Source organism: Metapseudomonas resinovorans (assembly GCF_002003485.1).
Lineage (GTDB): Bacteria > Pseudomonadota > Gammaproteobacteria > Pseudomonadales > Pseudomonadaceae > Metapseudomonas > Metapseudomonas resinovorans_D.
Map to the genome: position 1 here is coordinate 71,629 of NZ_BDMA01000073.1, position 17,755 is coordinate 89,383.

Consider the following 17,755-nt stretch of genomic DNA (forward strand, 5'->3'; position numbering starts at 1 on the left):
ATCATCCAGGCTTTCGGGCAGCAGCGTGCTTTGGCCTCGACACTCTTGCTGGATGAAACGCTTCATGGACCGCCCCGCTATGAAACCCGCCGGCAGCATAACAAGGTCGCTGGCCACGTTTTTTAACAGCCTGGGCCAGAGGCGGGCGTTTAGAGTAGAGAAAATAAATCTGTCCCCTTTTCGCTTGCTGAAATTCCATACACTGTCGATTGGCTATCAGCGGAAGATTCCAGTGAGTATTACCAACGACTATTACAACGCCAATGCCAGTCAATTCGTCAGTGACACCCTGGCAGTAGACATGCAGTCGTTGTATCAGCCCTTCCTTAAGGATGTGCCCGCTTGCGGACATATTCTCGACGCTGGCTGCGGCTCTGGCCGTGACTCCTTAGCCTTCCGAAACTTGGGTTATCAGGTCAGTGCGTTTGACGCTAGTGAGCAATTGGCAGCACACGCTAGTCAGTTACTCGGTCAGCCGGTTCCTGTGAAGTCCTTCGATGAAGTTCACGAGCGCGAGTGCTATGACGGCATCTGGGCCTGTGCCAGCCTGTTGCACGTGCGCGCCAGTGAACTACCCGCAACCTTCGAATGCCTGTGGCAGGCGCTAAAGCCTGGTGGTGTTTTTTATTGCAGCTTCAAGCGTGGCACGGGCGAGCGACTGCACAACGGACGCCACTTCTCCGACGCCGATGAAGCGCAGATGCTCGATTGGACTCAGTCGCTTCCGGGATTGGTGCTGACAGATTGTTGGTATACCCAGGATCAGCGCCCGGGGCGGGAAGAGCAGTGGCTAAACGTGCTGCTGCATAAGGCGAAAGGCAAACTGGTGACGGGTGGTGACCACGATCCGTTCCTGCCGCACCTATGCGCGTCCATTCACGAGGCGCGCAGGATCGACATGGCTGTGGCTTTCATCAAGAGCACCGGATTGCGCTTACTGCTTCCAGATCTGCTGGAATGCTTGGGGCGTCAGCAATCAGGATTGCAACCAGCGAACGTGCGCATCCTGACCAGCGACTATCTGGATGTCACCGATCCGGAGGCCTTGCGTTTGTTGATGTTGTTGCAGGAGCAAGGGGCGCAGGTGCGCATCTATGAAGCTCTTGGCAGTAGCTTTCACCTCAAGGCCTATCTGTTCGCCGGTGAAGATGCTGTTCATCGCAACTGGGGTAGGGCGTTCATCGGTTCCAGCAACATCAGCCGCCAAGCTCTTCAGCACGGCGTGGAGTGGAATTACAGGGTCAATTACCCGGGCGACGAAGGTTATCTAGAAGTAAAGCGGCGTTTTGAAGAGCTGTTTGCCCATCACCGCGTGCAGCCGTTGACCGATGGTTGGATCGATGCTTATGAGGCGAGGCGTATCAAGCCGACGCAATCTTTTGAGCCAGGTAGTACCGAAAGCGAGCCTGCGCCTGTGCCGACCAAGGTACAGGTAGAGGCCCTGCAGGCGCTTACAACCACTCGCGGTGAAGGCTACTCGCGTGGTCTGGTGGTGCTTGCCACCGGCCTCGGTAAAACTTGGTTGGCTGCCTTCGATGTTAAGCAAATGGGCGCACGAAGAGTGCTGTTCGTTGCACATCGCGAGGAAATTATCAATCAAGCTGCGGAAACATTTGCCCGCATCAAGCCATCTTCACGTATCGGCTTCTACCGCGGACAGCAACGGGATATGCAGGTGGATATCCTTTGTGCCTCAGTGCAGACCCTCGGTAAGGTCGAGCACCTTGAACGCTTCAAGCCGCAGCACTTTGACTACATTGTGATCGACGAATTCCATCATGCTGCCGCGCCGACCTATCACCGCCTGCTTAAGCATTTTGTGCCTTCCTTCCTTCTCGGTCTGACGGCAACTCCGGATCGCACCGATAACGCTAACATCCTGGCTCTGTGTGACGATAATCTGGTCTATGAAAGCGATCTTTTCACCGGTGTAAGTGAGCGGCTGCTGGTGCCCTTCCACTACTACGGAATTCTCGACAATGAGGTCGATTACCAGAGCATCCCTTGGCGTAACGGGCGCTTCGATCCGGAGCTGCTGGTCAACAAACTTGCGACCCTCGGTCGAGCACGACATGCGCTGAATAGCTGGAGGATATATAGGCAGCAACGCACGCTGGCTTTCTGTGCTTCCACCCGGCATGCCGATTACATGGCTGACTATTTCCGAAAACAAGGCGTCAGTGCCGCTGCGGTTTACGCCAGTTCCGATCTGTCGCGTGGCGAGGCGCTGGATCAATTGAGGGAAGGTCGCTTGCAGGTGCTGTTTTCGGTCGACCTATTCAACGAGGGGGTCGACTTGCCGGCTATCGACACCGTCATGATGCTGCGTCCCACGGAGTCGAAGATTCTATTCTTGCAGCAACTCGGACGTGGCCTGCGCAAGGCCGAAAACAAGGACAAACTGGTGGTGCTCGACTTTGTTGCCAACCACCAAAGTTTCCTACACAAGCCCATGGCGCTGATGAATCGCAGCATGAACTACCGCCAATTGAGCGAGTTTGCCAGCAAGGCCGAGCAGGGGCAGCTTGATCTACCAGAGGGCTGCTTCATCAACTACGACGTTAAATTCATTGAATTCCTTAAGTCTCTCAACAGCAACAGCCCACAGTCTGACTACCAGTGCTTGCGGGATGGCATGGGGCGCCGACCGACCTTGACTGAGTTCTACCGTTCCGGGACTAGCATGCAGGACATGCGCCGCCAATATGGCCATTGGTTCGCCCTAGTGGCAGATTTGGAGGCTGAACTGTTGGCGGAGGATCGGGCGGTCATCGAAAAGCATGGTGATTTCCTGCGCGAGCTGGAAACCACTGCCATGACCAAGAGCTACAAAATGATCCTGCTGGAAGCCTTCCAGGAGTTGGATGGCTGGCGCAATGCGCCGACGTTGGAAGCCCTGGCTGTGCGATCCTGGCAGGTGCTGCAAAGGCGCAGATCGCTGTTGGGTGATTTGCCCGAGGGATATCAAGGGATAGCCCATGCGCCGAGTGACTGGCTCGCCTATTGGAATAAGAATCCGGTGCATGCGTGGGCCAATAGTCGATACTTCAGCGTGGAGGAGGGATTCTTTATCGGTAGCTTTAAAGTGGCCGAAAGTGAGCTTTCCGCCTTGGCTGAACTTGTACAGGAATTGGTTGATTTTCGGTTGGCTACATACGAGGCAAGGGCTAGCTTGGTGGGCGCTTCGGTAACGCCGATTCAGAATCGGTTAGAGCAAGTAGAGCTGCCGTATTTCCCTAATCTGAAGATTGCCTGTGGTCACTTCAAAACCGGAACCGCTAATTGCGAGGAATATCGCCCGCTTGGATTGGGTTATGGTCGTCTTGACCCTGCTCGGCACTTTATCGCTCGGGCGTCGGGCAACTCCATGAACGGCGGTAAGCATCCGGTGAGGGACGGGGATTACCTGTTGCTGGAGGTTATCAGCAGTGAGGCGGCTGGTAAGATCACCGGGGATGTCATGGTCATCGAGCGTCAGGATGATGTTGGCGACAATCAGTACCTGCTGCGCAAGGTTCTCAAGGATCCCAACGGCCAATACCGCTTGCGCGCTAACAACCTCGACTATTCGGATATCGTGGTTACTGACGAATTGCGTGAGCAGTTCAGGACTTTCGCTCGGCTCAAGGCGATCATTGATCCGCTGGAGATGTTGGTGGGACATCGCTTTATGCGCGAAGAAATCCCGCCACTATTTGGGGGCGAGTTCAATGCCGGCAATTGGAACAGCGGGCATGTGACTATTCGAGGATGCAATGCACAAGCACTTTTAGTCACGTTGAATAAACAGGGAAAAGCCGAAGATTTGCGCTATCAAGATCACTGGATCGACGACCGACATTTCCATTGGCAAACCCAAAATCAGACCGCGCCAGACAACAAGCGCGGCCGAGAAATAATCGAGCATGAAGCCTTGGGTATTAGCCTGCATTTGTTTGTGCGGGACAACAAACTTGAAAATGGCAAAGCAGCTCCGTTCCGCTATTACGGGCGGGTAAAGTATCAGAGCCACATTGGTAGCAAGCCGATGAGCGTGCGCTTTGAGTTGATCTCATAGCAGCTGCGCTCAGATAGCCTCTCAGCGACGGATATCGTTTCCAAAGTGGGGAAAATAATTCCTAAACTCTCAAGGGTAAGCGATTGTACCGGCCAGGGCCTACAGTATCTCCGCGTTCCAGACCTGGAGAGCCTTGCTATAGATGATCGCTTCGTCTTTGGGAGCGGTACAGTACCGACGAGGCATGGGTTGATCTGACCGGCCTGCAAGGCGGCGTCACAGCCATTGGCATGGTCATCAAGCAGCACGTAAGGGACGAGGCGTGGATGTAGTCAGGAGCGAGCATGCAGAGATCGCTGTTTGACCAAGAGCAGCCTATTGCCGGAGATCTTCCGGCGGCAGCACGAATGCCGCTGAATGCGCCCAGGCGCAAAGTTTACGACACGCTGCTGGCTGATCTTTGCGATGAATCGGATGCACTCGTCGTCACTGGCTACAGCAGCCTCGATCAGCTGCTGCCGTTGATCAATCAGCGGGCTAATTGCGGCGGTTGTCTTCGGTTAATGCTGGGCTCTGAGCCGAGTGCCAGTCGCCGCCAGGATTTCTCGCTGGTCCGTTATGACTTTGACCAGGAAATCAGGCGCTACTGGTTAAAGCGTGGTATTTCACTGCGCTTAAGCGGTCAGTTGATCCGCAGCATTGAGCTGATTCAGCAGGGGGCCGTGTGGGTGCGCTACCCAGGCCCAGGACCGCGCGTACATGCCAAGTTATATTGCACAGCATTAGCTGTGACGGTGGGCTCCAGCAACTTTACCGAGCCTGGGCTCTTTTACCAACATGAGGCCAACGTACGGTTTACCGAGCAGCAGGACAGCCGTCGCTTTCGCGATGTATGGCAAACCGCTGAGTATTTTTGGGCGCAAGGCCGGGATGCCAACCAAGAGCTGATTGCACTGTTGGAGCAGCTCCTGCGCTTTGTGAGCTGGAAAGAGGCGCTGGCGCGTGCCTGTTCGGAGTTGCTCGAAGGGGAGTGGGCAGATCGGTATCTGCAGTCACTGAGCGTTCAGGAGAACGTTCGCCTCTGGCCTTCCCAGCGCAAGGGGATTGGTCAGGCGCTCTATCTGCTGGAGACCGCCGGGGGCGTGCTTGTGGCCGATGCAACGGGCTCTGGCAAGACGCGCATGGGTGTTCACCTACTGCGCGCCATCTATGACCGGATCTGGTCGTTGTCGCGTGGTCACAAGGGCCTGATGACCATGGTGTGTCCGCCACTGGTTAGTCCCAATTGGGATCGCGAACGCACCAACTGTCAGTTGTCGCTGGAAGTGATTTCCCATGGCTCATTGAGCCGACTGAAACCGGATGAAGACTCCACGATTGGCCTGCTGCTTGCGAAGGCGCAAACTCTGGCAGTGGATGAGGCGCATAACTTCCTCAACCAAAATTCGAATCGTACTCGTCAGCTGCTGCATAACCTGGCCGATCAAACGGTGCTGTTCACAGCCACCCCGATCAATCGCTCGGCGTCAGACCTTTTACGGTTAATCGATATCCTGGGGGCGGACAACTTTGATGATGCGGTACTGGGTATCTTCGAACGCTTGAGTCGGGCAAAAGGCAACCTGCGCGATGTACATCCTCAAGAGTTACGTGAGCTTCAGCTGGCGATCGCTAGTTTTACGGTTCGCAGAACCAAAGCCCAGCTCAATGCCATGGTAGATCTGGAGCCTGAAACCTATCGGACTCTTACCGGGCGGGTGTGTCGCTATCCAACGCATACTGCGTGCAGTTACGAGCTGCATGAAAGTGAAGGGGATATCCGCATAGCCGAGCAGATATTGGTTTTGGCTAGGAAGCTTAGGGGGGTAGCGCACTTCGTAAAGCCGCTGTATTTGCCTGAGAGCTTGACCCGGCAAGGCGTTTCGCCTGAGAACTACCTGAGGATGAGATTGCACTCTGCGGGATCCTTGGCGCGTCACCACGTCATGGCTAGTTTGCGCTCATCACGTTTGGCTTTGTTTCGCCACATTCTTGGCGAGACGCGAGCGTTGGAACAAATGGGTCTGCAGGGGTTGGGAGATACCGGCGGTGGTGAAGACAGCGGCAATATGCTGGAGCGTATTCATACGCTGAAAGGTCGTCTGCCTGAGAATCAGCTCGGAATCCAACTGCCTGAGTGGCTATCGGATCCCAAAGCTCATCAAGAGGCTTGCGAGGCTGAGATTGGTATTTATCAGCTCATACTGCGCCGCCTTGAGAGGATCAGCGACGCTCGCGAGCGCCGCAAGTGCTCCTTGTTGATGGAGCTGGCGGAGCGCCATGATCAAGTGATTGCGTTCGACCACTTCCCTCTGACGTTGCGCTATCTTCGGCATCTGATGGCTCACGACGCGAAAGCGCTGAAGGTCGACGTGTTGTTGGGGGTAGGTGGCAACAAGACTCAAAACGAACGGCTACAGAAACGCCTGGATCCCTTGAGGGGTGAGGGGAGGCTCATTGCGCTCTGCAGTGATGCCATGTCTGAGGGCGTCAACCTGCAACGAGCCTCCAGTCTGGTACACCTGGATATGCCGAGTGTGGTTCGTTACGCCGAGCAGCGGGTGGGGCGTATAGATCGGATGGATAGCCCTCATGACACCATCGAGTGCTGGTGGCCACTAGATGCGTCAGCCTTTGCGCTGAAAGCTGATGAGAAATTCGTGGCCCGTATCGAAGAGGTTGAATCTCTGCTCGGTGGCAATCTGCAATTGCCGCCGGAAATGCTGCGTGAGGATGCTGCTGACCGGGTGGTGAAGCCCGAGGATATCCAATCCGAAATGCAGGCAAGATCTGCTCAGCCGTGGGATGGCATTGAAGACGCCTTTGCGCCAGTGCGGGCTCTGGTCGAAGGAGGCGCTGCTTTGGTTGGGCTTGAGGACTACCAGCATGCGAAAGCCGATCCATCGGCAGTGCTCTCCCGCGTGAGTCTGGTGAGGGCCCAGCGGCCCTGGCTGTTTGTCTGTTTGGCGGGTGAGGCTAACAGAGCGCCTCGCTGGGTGTTCTTGTCCGATGACACCGATGGGCCAGTGATCAACCTGCGAGATGTGGCGGCAGCCCTGAGGCTGCGTTTGCCCGATGAGGTGCACAATTTGCCGCCAAGCCATTCTGCAGGTCGTGAGCTGGATCGTTTGCTAGGGCGCTTGAGTCATATGGAGCGTCTGCTGCTGCCTCGCAAAAAGCAGCGTGCGTTGGAGCAGATGGCGTTGGTGCTGCCGCGTTGGGCGAAGCAATCTGGTTGGGCTCAGCCGTCTGAGCAGGCTGACCAGATCCAGGCGCTTTTGGATGTGCTGAGTCCCATGGGGCGAAGTGATTGCCCTGACTGGGGACAGTTGGCGGATGCCTGGCTCGATCTGGTTCGACCGACTTGGTCGCGTTATCTGGATCGTGGCGGCCGCAAGGCAGCCATTACAAGGTTGCGTAATATCCAGAAAGACCTGTTGGCAGATCCTGTCCCGGCTCAGAAGCTAATTGATCGCGTCTCGGGTATAGCAATGCGGCAGACGTGGGAGGAGAGGATTGTGGCGTGCGTGTTGGGGTATGCGGGAAATTAGGGCAGCATCTTTGGTGGCGGGAAACTCCCTTCATAGAAGTGAAAATAACGAACGGAAGCACCGCTAGCTCTTTCATCGTTAGCCACAACGAACTGGAGTTCTCCAAGGATGCGGCCGAGCAGTTCTATCTCTACCGGGTATTTCAGTTCAGGAATGACCCAAAGCTTTTCATCCTTCGGGGGTGACCTGTCGAAACAGCTTTATCTGAAACCCTTGGATTTCAGAGCGAGCTTCCGCGAGCACATTGGATAGTGAATGTGGCCGCTTAGAAGGACCTTAGAGCGTCTGTTTGGCAACCAACTACGGTTTGTTAACGCCGAAGATCAGCACTGCTTTGGCGTGAATCTTCACCTCGTACATAGCAACAATTCGTGTCTTGTGAGTCGGGTTATCCGAAACCAGCTCCAGCTGATTGGTTCCGGCGAGTTGTAGACGCTTGATGAAGAGATGGCCGGCCCAGGTGATGAGATAAATTCCATCGCCGACGTACTTGTTGATGCCGCGATCAACCAGCACCAGATCCTTGTCTTTGATGATCCTCTCCATCGACTGCCCCCAGGCGGTGATGACGGAGAGGTTGGCAGGTGAGCTGTAGTCGATACCCAGTCTTTCCAGTTGCTGTGCGCTGACTGAAATAGTGCGGACGAATTCGGAGTAGTCGGCTGGCGCCTGAGCTTCATTGGCCAAAGCTTGAAAATCGAAGTGTGGAATGCAGATATCGCCTTCGCGCACCGTGCTTCCGGTTGGCTCGGCGGCAAGGGATTCGCCAAACTTGAGGGCGCTGGAACTGAGGCTATCCGCCACAGCTTGGGCGATACGCTGTTTAGCAGCACTGTTCAGGCTTTTGCCGGCATGCTTTTTCAGCATTTCCAGAACGACGGCAGTGGTCGCGTCTTTCGCTTCTTCGGTACGGGAAGCTCGAGCAGGGGAGCCGATAGCGGTCGCGCGTCCTTCGTCGCTCGCAAGCCAATTGACATCACATTCCAGTGCTTTCGCAAGGGCGATCAAGTTCTTCCCGCTGACCTTGTTGGTACCCGTGGTCCAGTGGGTGACAGAGCCTTTGGAGACGCCTACGAGTTGGGCCAGTTCAGATGCACTCAACTGTAGCGCTTGCATGCGCGATTTAACGCGGTCTGGGAAATCCATGGCTCAGGATGCTAAACAGCGGTCGGTTTAGATTCCTTGTCATTGGATGTTGATTTTTCTAAACTCCTGCGAATAGTTTAGGAGCTTCGAGCTCTCTGCGATGGGGTATCGAGACTGAAGGAGTTTGACAATGCACGGACAGCTAACCGAATGGACCCGCGACATCTCCGATGTCCTGACCCAACCGCCCGGCCAACCCCAACTGCAGGCACTGACGACCTGGCTGCAGCGCCTGGGCTTCGTCGATCACTTCGTGCTGTTCATCTACGAGGGGCGTTATCTACCGCTGTCGCTGTTCGACACTTTTCCAGCGCACCTGCGGCAATTCTTCGTGCACGAGTACCAGACCGGGCCCTATCGGTTGGACCCGTTCTACCTCGCCAGTCAGGGAGGCCAGGCGGAGGGGATGCACAGCATGCGGAGCCTGACGCCCCAGCGCTTCTATGCCAGCGAGTATTTCCGCAGCTATTACCGCCGCCTGGGCCTGTGCGAGGAGGTGGGATTTTTCACCAGCCTGGAGGGCGAGGGCAGGGCGGTACTGTCGCTGATGCGGCGGCGGGGGAGGCTGTCGTTCAGCGAGAAGGAGCTGCGGCTATTTCGCAGTGCGGCACCGGTGGTGGATGAGGTAGTGCGTTCGGCTTGGCAGGTGCATCGGTCGAAGGAGCAGCGTGTTGCTTATGACCTGGATGAGCGGGTTCGCAAAGCGTTTGACCAGTTTGGGCGGGAGGTGTTGAGCCCGCGTGAACGTCAGGTCGCCCGCCTGGTATTGCAGGGGTATACCAATTGCTCGATTGCCGAATTGCTTGGCATCCAGCGAGGAACGGTAAAGGTCCACCGCAAGAACCTCTACGACAAGCTGGAGATAGGCAGCCAGGCGGAGTTGCTGGCGGTGTTTATCAGGGAGCTCAAGGGTGGGTAATCACCCCGACCCCGTTGACGGTACTGGTGCAGGAAGAGTCGGGCTTGATCTCGCTAGCGGGCAGTGTCTTGCAGATATCCGAATCGGCATCCAGAGAACGGAAGCCGTGATCGAGGGGCAGCAGTACGTGAGGGAGATATGTACGAATTCGCCTCAATAGGTAGATGGGTTGGCAACCTGCAGCAGCCCCGTACAGAACGGGGCTTTACCAGGTAGCACGATCACGCACATCTCGTCCTGTTGTTCAGCCGCTCGCACTCAGCATGCGCCACGGCTTGTTCTGCATGCCTGCCCCCGACGAAGTCGCCAGTTGCTCGGTCGATGATCCGGTACCAGCAGGCATCCAGCGCGTTTGCTCCGTGATTCTCACCCTTCTTGATGCCCCTGACGCCTACACGTGGGACCCGTTTCACCGAAAAGCGTGCACTCATGGCGGACCTCCTGATTTGAGGGGATGAACCGAACAATTCTGATAGCTGCGAATAGCCGACGTCGCGAACATGAAGTCGAAACCGATCGTTTCCGAACCGTCGAAATCGCCTTCGTGCATGCACATGGAGCATGTCATGGTTCTGTGAAGTGACCATTGCGACCAGGTGTCGCATGGTCCCGTGACTATGTTGCGTGACGTGATCGCCGGCAGGGCAGATGTCGTCATCCTGACTGACGCGAAGGGGATTGGCGCAGAGCAGGCCGGCAACTGCCCTCACCCCGGCCCCTCTCCCAGAGGGCGAGGGGTGACTCGCGCCTGAGCGTTCGCAGTGCGGTGGGGCATTGAGCTTGCTGACTTTCGTCCTCGATTGTGAGAGAGACCCACCAATGCCAATCCGTCCCTGCGGACTAAGAAGGCCTATTACGCCAAGGCACGCCAATTCAATTACGCGGCCAGCCTGCGGCTGAAGGCTTCGATGTGACGCCGGCCGATGCCGAGCGCAAGCTGCCTTCGCGTGAGTCCGTGCTGAGTGCCTACCGTTCCAGGCAGGGCTGACGGCCGGGCGATGCGCATCCTGTTTGAACACCTCATCGTCAACGCCGGCTATGAGATCAGTTGGTGGCCGGTGGAGGAGGGTGGGTGGCTGCAGGCGAATGTCGATGCAGTGGTTTGCGACTACGGCGAGTGGATCCGTATCTTCGAGCGCTGCATCGGGTCGCCGAGTGCCTGAATACCCGATTGCAGCAATCAACTGCATAGGCACCGTCTCACTCAACCAATTCTTCAAATCTCCTCCTTCCCCATCGTGCGCGTCGTGAGTCTCGAGGTGCTGGATCGCCTTGCGTTTTCTGCCTCTGAGAAATGTCTGACAGCCCGGCGAGGTGGCCCGTACCTCTGTCGGCATAGGCGCCCTTTGCAGCGGCATTGATAGCCTTCGCTCATCAATCAAGTCGCGCGAGGAAAACCACCATGAGCGAGCCAACGCTCTACATCGACGGGCGTTGGGTGGCGCCGAGGCAAGGGCAACGGTTCTGCACCGTTGATCCGGCCCTGGAGAAACGCATCATGGAGTTGGGGGCGGCTGGCGCGGAGGATGTTGACCTGGCCGTGAAAGCTGCCCGAGCGGCCTTCAATAGTGGCTGGTCGCAGATGCCTGGCAGCGAGAGGGCGGGGTACCTGAATGCGCTGGCCGACAACCTGGAGCTGCGCAAGGTGACCTTGGCGGGGCTGGAGGTTCGCGACAACGGCAAACCCTTACTCGAAGCGGAAGCAGATGTGGCCGATGCCATCGAGTGTTTCCGCCACTACGCGAGGCTGGCGTGCGAGCTGGACGAACGTCAGGAGCAGCTGCTTCATCTGAGGGATACGGGGTTCAACTGTCGGATTCGCCACGAGCCGTTGGGGGTGGTGGGGCTGATCATCCATTGGAGTTTCCCGTTGCTGATGGCGGCGCGGACGATTGCCCCGGTGTTGGCAGCAGGGGCGACATGCGTGGTCGTGCCGTCGGAGCTCACGCCAATGAGTGCCCTGGAGTTGGGGTTGGCGGCGAGCCGAGTCGGTCTCCCGCCCGGGGTGCTGAACATCCTGTCGGGCTTCGAGGGGCAGGTCGACCGGGCCTTGGTTCGGCACCCGGGCGTGGACAGGTTGTCCTTCGGTCGTTTGCCTTTCGGGGTCAAGATGCCCTTGACCACCCTGGTCGGGGAAAGGGGGGTGAGTCCGGAATCAGGCGGCAAGGCGGGCTGCATTCTGTTCGACGACATCGACGTAGACGCCGCGGTGGAGGGGATAGTGCACGGCGCCTTCCTTAACCAGGGGCAGGCTTCTGGTTCCATCTCGCGATTGGTGGTTCAAGCGAGCATTGCGCCTCGCCTGCTGGAGCGGCTGGTTGAGTCCGTGCGCGGTATGCGTGTGGGCCATGGGATGGAGGCGGGGGTTCACATGGGGCCTCTCGTCAGTGCCAGGCAGCATCGGAAATTCATGACGGTGGTTCAGCACAGCCAACGGGCTACCAAGTTGCTCATCGGTGGAAGACGCCCAGCCCACTTACCGGTCGGCCACTTCGTTGAACCGACGATCTTCGATGAGCCCGACGTCAGGCATGAAATCTGGCGTGAGGACGTCCTCGGCCCTGTGATCTGCGTAAAGCGCTTCCAGACGGAAGCGGAGGCGCTGGCATTGCTCAATCACGACGGCGACGACCGGGCGACCGCAGTGTTCTCCGCTGACCCGGAGCGTGCCACTCGCATCGCCAACGGGCTGCGTGCCGGGACGGCCTGGGTCAACTGCTCGCCACCCACCTTCACCCAGGCGCCCTGGGGCGGCATGAAGCAGAGCGGCATCGGCAGGGAGCTGGGGCGTTGGGGGCTGCAGAATTACCTGGAGGTGAAGCAGGTGATCCATTACTGCAGTGATGAGCCGTGGGGGTGGTACCTGAAGTAGAGGGGGGTGCAGCGTGGCGCGCTGCGGCCGTCGATAACAACAATAAAGCGAGGCAAGGCAATGGAACGTTCTGCAATGCGCCGTGGCTTGAACGCACGGCATATCCGCTTCATGGCATTGGGGTCCGCCATCGGCACGGGGCTCTTCTACGGTTCGGCGGCGGCCATCCAGCGCGCGGGCCCTTCGGTGCTGCTGGCGTACCTGATCGGGGGCGCGGCGATCTACCTGGTGATGCGTGCCCTGGGGGAGATGGCAGTGCGCACGCCGGTGGCCGGTTCCTTCGGTCACTATGCGAGCCGCTACCTGGGGCGCTACCTGGGCTTTCTCACCGGTTGGACTTACGTCTTCTCGATGATGATGGTGTGCCTGGCTGACGTGACGGCGTTCGGCGTCTACATGGGCCTGTGGTTTCCCGACGCGCCGCGCTGGATCTGGGTGCTGGGTATCGTGTTGTTCATTTCAGCCTTGAACCTCTGCAGCGTGCGGATCTTCGGCGAGCTGGAATTCTGGTTGTCGTTGCTCAAGGTGCTGGCGATCGTGGCGATGATAGTCGCCGGAGCGGGCGTGTTGCTGTTCGGTATTCAGCTGGGTGACGGTAGTGGCGGCGACGCCTCGCTCAGCAACCTCTGGGCCCATGGTGGCTTCTTCCCCAATGGAGTGGAGGGGATGATCGCTTCCTTCACCATCGTGATGTTTGCCTTCGGCGGCATCGAGGTAATCGGCTTCACCGCCGGCGAGGCGAAGGACCCACAGCGGATGATTCCCAAGGCCATCAACTCGGTGCCGCTGCGCATCCTGCTGTTCTACGTGCTGACGCTGCTGGTGCTGATGGCCATCTACCCCTGGCCGCGAATTGGCAGCCAGGGCAGCCCCTTCGTGCAGATATTCAGCGGCCTGGGCATCCAGTCGGCCGCCAGCATCCTCAACCTGGTAGTGATCTCGGCGGCGATTTCCGCCATCAACAGCGACATCTTCAGCACCGGGCGCATGCTCTTCGGCATGGCCGGGAATGGACAGGCACCGCGTGCCTTCGCTCGCCTGTCTGAGCATGGTGTGCCCTGGTTGACCGTGCTGGTGATGGCGCTGACGCTGCTGCTTGGCGTGCTGCTCAATTACCTGCTGCCGAACGAGCTGTTCCTGATGTTCGCCTCGCTGGTGACCTTCTCGGTGGTGTGGGTGTGGCTGATGATCCTGCTCTCGCAGCTTTCCATGCGCCGCAGCATGAGCCGCGAGGAGGTTGGTTCCCTTGGCTTTCCGGTTCCGCTCTGGCCATACGGGCAGTACCTGGCCATCGCCTTCATGCTGTTTATCTTCGTGGTGCTGGCGGCGTTCCCCGACACCCGCACCGCGCTCTACATCGGCACAGCCTGGCTCGTTGTCCTCACCCTGGCCTACTGGGCCTGGGCAAGGCCGAACCAGGCCGCGCAGCCCGAGCCTGAACTGCCTTGAGCAGTCCTGGCGGCGCGATGTTCCAGAACCGTGGTTACTTCCAGGAAGAGAGGAGTGGTTGCATGACGCAGCACAGCTTTGAATTCGAACTCCCGCATGCGCTCATCGAGGATTTCCAGCGCGATGGCGCGGTGTGCGTTCGACAGTTGTTCACGGCCGATGAGGTGGCACTGCTGGAGCGGGGCACCGAGCTCAACCTCGCGACCCCCAGCGAGCGGGCCAAGGTGGCCAGCAGCCCGGACGACCCGGGCTGGTTCTTCGAGGACTTCTGCAACTGGCGGGATATAGAGGAATATCGACGCTTCATCTTCGAGAGCCGGGTGGGCTCGGTAGCGGCGCAATTGATGCGCTGTGACAGCGCGCGCCTGTACCACGACCACCTGCTGGTCAAGGAGCCCAACACCCGCCAGCGCACGCCGTGGCACCAGGACCAGCCGTACTACAACGTGGACGGCAAGCAGAACTGCAGTATGTGGATGCCGGTGGATCCGGTGGCGCGGGAGTCGACGCTGGAGTTTGTCGCCGGTTCGCATCTGGGGCCCTGGCTCATGCCGCGGAGTTTTCTGGACAACCAGGCCAGATGGTTCCCGGAGGGCAGTCTGGCGGACTTGCCGGATATTGAAGCGGATCGGGGGAGCTGGAACATCCTGGGCTGGGAACTGGAGCCGGGAGATGCGGTGTTCTTTCATATGTTGACCCTCCATGCCTCTGGTGGGGTAGGTGGGCAACGGCGTCGGCGGGCGTTCTCCCTGCGCTTCCTCGGAGATGATATGCGCCACGCACCGCGAGCCTGGAAAACCTCGCCAGAGTTTCCTGGGCTGGTCGACCAACTCGCTGACGGAGCGCCGCTGAATCACCCGTTATTCCCGGTGCTCTGGCCCAGGGTGGTATGACGGGTGGGTTCTTTACGCCGCCGGTGATCACCTTGTTGTTTCCGGCAGGCGGCGTATCGTGAAAGGCACACTCCCTTTCAGAGAAAGGCCGGTTCAGAAATGAACCGGCCTTTTTCGTATGCGTTCGACAAAAGAAACCCGGCATATCGCCGGGTCTCAGGTGGGAGAAGTGTTTACTCAGGCATTCTGAGTGGATCGTTCGCTAGGCTTTTAAGGCCGTCCATCGCCCTTGTTAGGGTTGGCCCAATCGTCAGGCTTGTCTTCGGTTGAAGGGTTGCGCGGCTGCTGCCGTTGCGGATCGTTCGGGTTCTGGCTTTGACCGCCTTGGCGTCGAGGGTCCTGGCCTTGGCCTCCCTGGCCACCTTGATCCGGCATACGACCAGGGTTCTGTGGATTTTGGTTCGGGTTCATATATCACCTCGAGGGAGGCGGCATGTGGCCTCATCCGTTCGAGGCAAGAGCATCCAGAGACGTTCACCTTTCGGTCAGAGTGTTGATTGCCTCATGTTTCCCTTCGATCCATGCCGGCGAGTTCAGAGGAGGCATGGAGCTAGGTCGCGACGGCCGGACTCGAGATGAGCTGGAGCGATGACGAACTTTGCAGATGCGCTAGAGGCGCAGGAGAGGCCGTGGTTCAAATGGATGGGCTCAAATGACAAACCGCAGCGATCATTGAGATGCGCTGCGGTCCGGAGAGGCAGTGGTCAGTGAGCTGTGGCAGGGGCCCCAGACCGAGTCTGATGATTCCAGCAGTGAACTCGCTGATCGCTGCCTCACACCAATTCCGAGTACGCCAGCTGCTCAATCGTTCAAGGCCATCTGTCGTGTAAATCTCGCACGTAGACACGTAGACACGTTGGCGAGGAAGCGAGGAGGCCACATGTTGATAATGTCCGGGCCCACGCGGCGAGATTCAGATTCGCCAGCGCTCCGTGCAAACGGCAGGTGAGTGGACTTGCGCATAAAGAAAGTCAGCTTGCTCCTTGCCGCATGGGCCTTCCGTCTTGTGGAGCCTTGACCAGTTACGGGTCATGGTCGTCGGGTTCTCGCACTTATCACTGCCCCACAATCTCCCGGTACCGCTTCTGGTATTCCTCGTAGTTCAGTCTTTCGCGATTAAGCTGCTCCAGTTGCTGCTGCTTCCCTTGCTCATGGCTCGTCGCAATTTGGGCGGCTGGAGCGGGTGGAGGGGCGCTTGGAGAGGTTTCGGGAGGGCGGATTTCATCGAACATTCGCTTGGCTAGCGCCTGAACCTGCTCATTAGTCATTGCGGCGGAAATGCTTTCCCAGGAAGAGGCATTGGTGTTGTAGCTGCGCTCTCCGTATTCCTTGGCGGTTTGCGCATCGAGGTAGATGACTCGCGCATCCACCCAGGCGTCCTCATCGCTCTCGGGATCGCTGACATAGAGGAAGTCGTCCACTTTGATTATCAGGAGCAAGCCCGGCGTAGACGTGGTGGTAATGGGGCCAACCTGTTCGGTTACGGAATACCCGTAAGAGGACGCTTCCTTCTCGATTGCGGTACGCCAAGAGGCTTTGAACCGATCCCAGTGGGCATTCCTGAACACCTGGTTGCCCGCTTTGAAATTGACGATCAATTGCGTACGCGAGTCAGTGGGAACCGCAAGTGGCGCAGCAGGCAGGTCCTCCGGTGCGTCGGTCGCACAGCCAGTGATCAGCACAGCAGTGAGAAACAGCAGAGTAGCGCGCATAGCGATGTCCTGGTCGGTAATGGCTTAACCCTTTCGGGCATTCCAGATCCGCAGCCCTTTGGCGTGAATATCACGTCCTCGATCTTCGCGGTCTGGTTCTCGTACCTGTCGTTGTCAGAGATTAGCTTGAAGTGGTCTGCATTTGGGACCGGTTTGCGCTTGATGAACAGGTGGTTCAACCACGTTACCGCGTGCAGCTGAACGCCTTGAAAATCACATGGTTGTTCTCTTGGCGTGGGCTCTTGGACTCACCCTTATGATTCGTTGAACGGTCTGCTGCGCGATGGCTGCCTCCCGGGCCAGCTTCCCCTTGCTCCCTGCAACCGCTTCATTTCGGCTTCGGTCCGTTCGCCAATCTTCATGCTGTTGTTATTGCCTTGTCGTTTCCTGTAGGCGGCGTATCGTGAAAAGTACACTCCTGTACGGAGGTGCTCCTATGTTCCAGGTAATGCGAAATGGTGAGAACCGCGTAGACGTCGACTTTGCGGGAAAACTCGATAGCGATGACATGCGCGCTGCGATCAATCAGTTGTCGCAGCAGTCCGAAGGCATCGCCCACGGCCGAATGCTCTATCGGATTGGCAAATTCGATATGCCGACGCTTGGTGCCATGGCCGTTGAGGTCTCTCACATTCCACAGCTGTTCAAGGTGGTCCGCCGATTTGATCGCATGGCGGTGGTGGCCGACACGGGATGGGTGAGGAAGGTGAGCGAGGTTGAGGGGGCGCTGATTCCGGGATTGACGATCAAGGCTTTCGGTTCACAGCAGGCCGCTGAAGCCGAAGCTTGGCTGCAGCGCTGAAGCCTTCGGAGACCCATCGCTAGCGCCGCCTTCGGGCGGCGCTTCTATTTATAGAGGAGGAAGGTGGTACTGCGGCTTTCCTGTCGTAATGACAAAAAGGTTTCAAATAGGTGTTGACGGCAGATTCTGCATCCCTATAATGCGCACCTCTCCCAGCGACGAAGCAGAGAAAGAGCTTGAAAATCAAGCACTTAACTGAATAGAGGCGCAGGGGGTGGTGATCGGTCGGTGGCGGTAGTGCTGGCCGCTTCAGTCTTCCGAAAGGAGTGAATGAAGGTGATCACCGAGGTGTTGACAGCGAGTTTGAACGCTGTAGAATGCGCCTCCCGCTGACGAGAAGAGTGAATCGGATCGGAAGCGCAAGCGGTTGAGTAG

The 17,755-nt window shown here is 57.9% G+C and carries 11 protein-coding genes and 1 pseudogene; 10 read left to right on the forward strand and 2 right to left on the reverse strand.

Annotation, left to right across the window (positions count from 1 at the left end):
* Positions 1 to 64 precede the first annotated feature (64 nt).
* The 3 genes from MnOB_RS20350 (at position 65) to MnOB_RS20360 (ending at position 7,772) form a co-directional block, all read left to right on the forward strand.
* Positions 65 to 4,057 (forward strand): DUF3427 domain-containing protein, encoded by a 3,993-nt coding sequence (locus tag MnOB_RS20350; RefSeq protein WP_199824561.1) that lies wholly within the window; start codon positions 65 to 67, stop codon positions 4,055 to 4,057.
* Positions 4,058 to 4,341: 284 nt separating this feature from the next.
* Positions 4,342 to 7,587 carry an SNF2-related protein gene (locus MnOB_RS20355; RefSeq protein WP_077526034.1) on the forward strand — a complete coding sequence of 1,082 codons (3,246 nt, stop codon included), beginning with the start codon at positions 4,342 to 4,344 and terminating at the stop codon, positions 7,585 to 7,587.
* A 38-nt stretch (positions 7,588 to 7,625) separates the two neighbouring features.
* Positions 7,626 to 7,772, forward strand: coding sequence for a protein NO VEIN domain-containing protein (locus tag MnOB_RS20360; protein ID WP_371580013.1), 147 nt, complete (start codon positions 7,626 to 7,628; stop codon positions 7,770 to 7,772).
* A gap of 115 nt (positions 7,773 to 7,887) precedes the next feature.
* On the opposite strand, the gene MnOB_RS20365 is transcribed toward MnOB_RS20360, so the two are convergent.
* The gene (locus tag MnOB_RS20365; RefSeq protein WP_077526035.1) at positions 7,888 to 8,733 is read right to left on the reverse strand and encodes an XRE family transcriptional regulator; all 846 of its coding nucleotides are present in this window, start codon (positions 8,731 to 8,733) and stop codon (positions 7,888 to 7,890) included.
* Between the two features lie 130 nt (positions 8,734 to 8,863).
* Between MnOB_RS20365 and MnOB_RS20370 the strand changes: the two genes are divergently transcribed.
* The 6 genes and pseudogenes from MnOB_RS20370 (at position 8,864) to MnOB_RS20395 (ending at position 14,866) form a co-directional block, all read left to right on the forward strand.
* On the forward strand, positions 8,864 to 9,652 hold the full coding sequence (locus tag MnOB_RS20370; protein ID WP_077526036.1) for a helix-turn-helix transcriptional regulator: 789 nt from the start codon (positions 8,864 to 8,866) through the stop codon (positions 9,650 to 9,652).
* An 833-nt stretch (positions 9,653 to 10,485) separates the two neighbouring features.
* Positions 10,486 to 10,640: pseudogene (locus tag MnOB_RS29310) on the forward strand (YhfG family protein).
* A gap of 10 nt (positions 10,641 to 10,650) precedes the next feature.
* Complete coding sequence (locus tag MnOB_RS20380) at positions 10,651 to 10,815, forward strand: hypothetical protein (RefSeq protein WP_371580009.1); 165 nt, start codon at positions 10,651 to 10,653, stop codon at positions 10,813 to 10,815.
* Between the two features lie 239 nt (positions 10,816 to 11,054).
* Positions 11,055 to 12,524 carry an aldehyde dehydrogenase family protein gene (locus MnOB_RS20385; RefSeq protein WP_077526038.1) on the forward strand — a complete coding sequence of 490 codons (1,470 nt, stop codon included), beginning with the start codon at positions 11,055 to 11,057 and terminating at the stop codon, positions 12,522 to 12,524.
* Positions 12,525 to 12,584: 60 nt separating this feature from the next.
* On the forward strand, positions 12,585 to 13,973 hold the full coding sequence (locus MnOB_RS20390) for an amino acid permease (RefSeq protein ID WP_077526039.1): 1,389 nt from the start codon (positions 12,585 to 12,587) through the stop codon (positions 13,971 to 13,973).
* Between the two features lie 62 nt (positions 13,974 to 14,035).
* Positions 14,036 to 14,866 (forward strand): phytanoyl-CoA dioxygenase family protein, encoded by an 831-nt coding sequence (locus MnOB_RS20395; protein WP_077526040.1) that lies wholly within the window; start codon positions 14,036 to 14,038, stop codon positions 14,864 to 14,866.
* Between the two features lie 1,055 nt (positions 14,867 to 15,921).
* Here the strand turns inward: MnOB_RS20395 and MnOB_RS20400 are convergent.
* Positions 15,922 to 16,578, reverse strand: a complete 657-nt coding sequence (locus MnOB_RS20400) for a hypothetical protein (protein WP_077526041.1) — start codon at positions 16,576 to 16,578, stop codon at positions 15,922 to 15,924.
* Positions 16,579 to 17,014: 436 nt separating this feature from the next.
* On the opposite strand from MnOB_RS20400, the gene MnOB_RS20405 reads away from it, so the two are divergent.
* Entirely contained in the window at positions 17,015 to 17,380 is a 366-nt protein-coding gene (locus MnOB_RS20405) for a SpoIIAA family protein (RefSeq protein WP_077526042.1), read from the forward strand.
* Positions 17,381 to 17,755: the final 375 nt, after the last annotated feature.

What these genes read in the sequence shown, in the direction of transcription:
- MnOB_RS20370 (WP_077526036.1), top strand. Translation starts at nt 8,864, where the DNA reads ATGCACGGACAGCTAACCGAATGGACCCGCGACATCTCCGATGTCCTG.
- MnOB_RS20380 (WP_371580009.1), top strand. Translation starts at nt 10,651, where the DNA reads ATGCGCATCCTGTTTGAACACCTCATCGTCAACGCCGGCTATGAGATC.
- MnOB_RS20385 (WP_077526038.1), top strand. Translation starts at nt 11,055, where the DNA reads ATGAGCGAGCCAACGCTCTACATCGACGGGCGTTGGGTGGCGCCGAGG.
- MnOB_RS20365 (WP_077526035.1), bottom strand. Translation starts at nt 8,733, where the DNA reads ATGGATTTCCCAGACCGCGTTAAATCGCGCATGCAAGCGCTACAGTTG.
- MnOB_RS20400 (WP_077526041.1), bottom strand. Translation starts at nt 16,578, where the DNA reads ATGCGCGCTACTCTGCTGTTTCTCACTGCTGTGCTGATCACTGGCTGT.
- MnOB_RS20355 (WP_077526034.1), top strand. Translation starts at nt 4,342, where the DNA reads ATGCAGAGATCGCTGTTTGACCAAGAGCAGCCTATTGCCGGAGATCTT.
- MnOB_RS20405 (WP_077526042.1), top strand. Translation starts at nt 17,015, where the DNA reads ATGTTCCAGGTAATGCGAAATGGTGAGAACCGCGTAGACGTCGACTTT.
- MnOB_RS20390 (WP_077526039.1), top strand. Translation starts at nt 12,585, where the DNA reads ATGGAACGTTCTGCAATGCGCCGTGGCTTGAACGCACGGCATATCCGC.
- MnOB_RS20350 (WP_199824561.1), top strand. Translation starts at nt 65, where the DNA reads ATGGACCGCCCCGCTATGAAACCCGCCGGCAGCATAACAAGGTCGCTG.
- MnOB_RS20395 (WP_077526040.1), top strand. Translation starts at nt 14,036, where the DNA reads ATGACGCAGCACAGCTTTGAATTCGAACTCCCGCATGCGCTCATCGAG.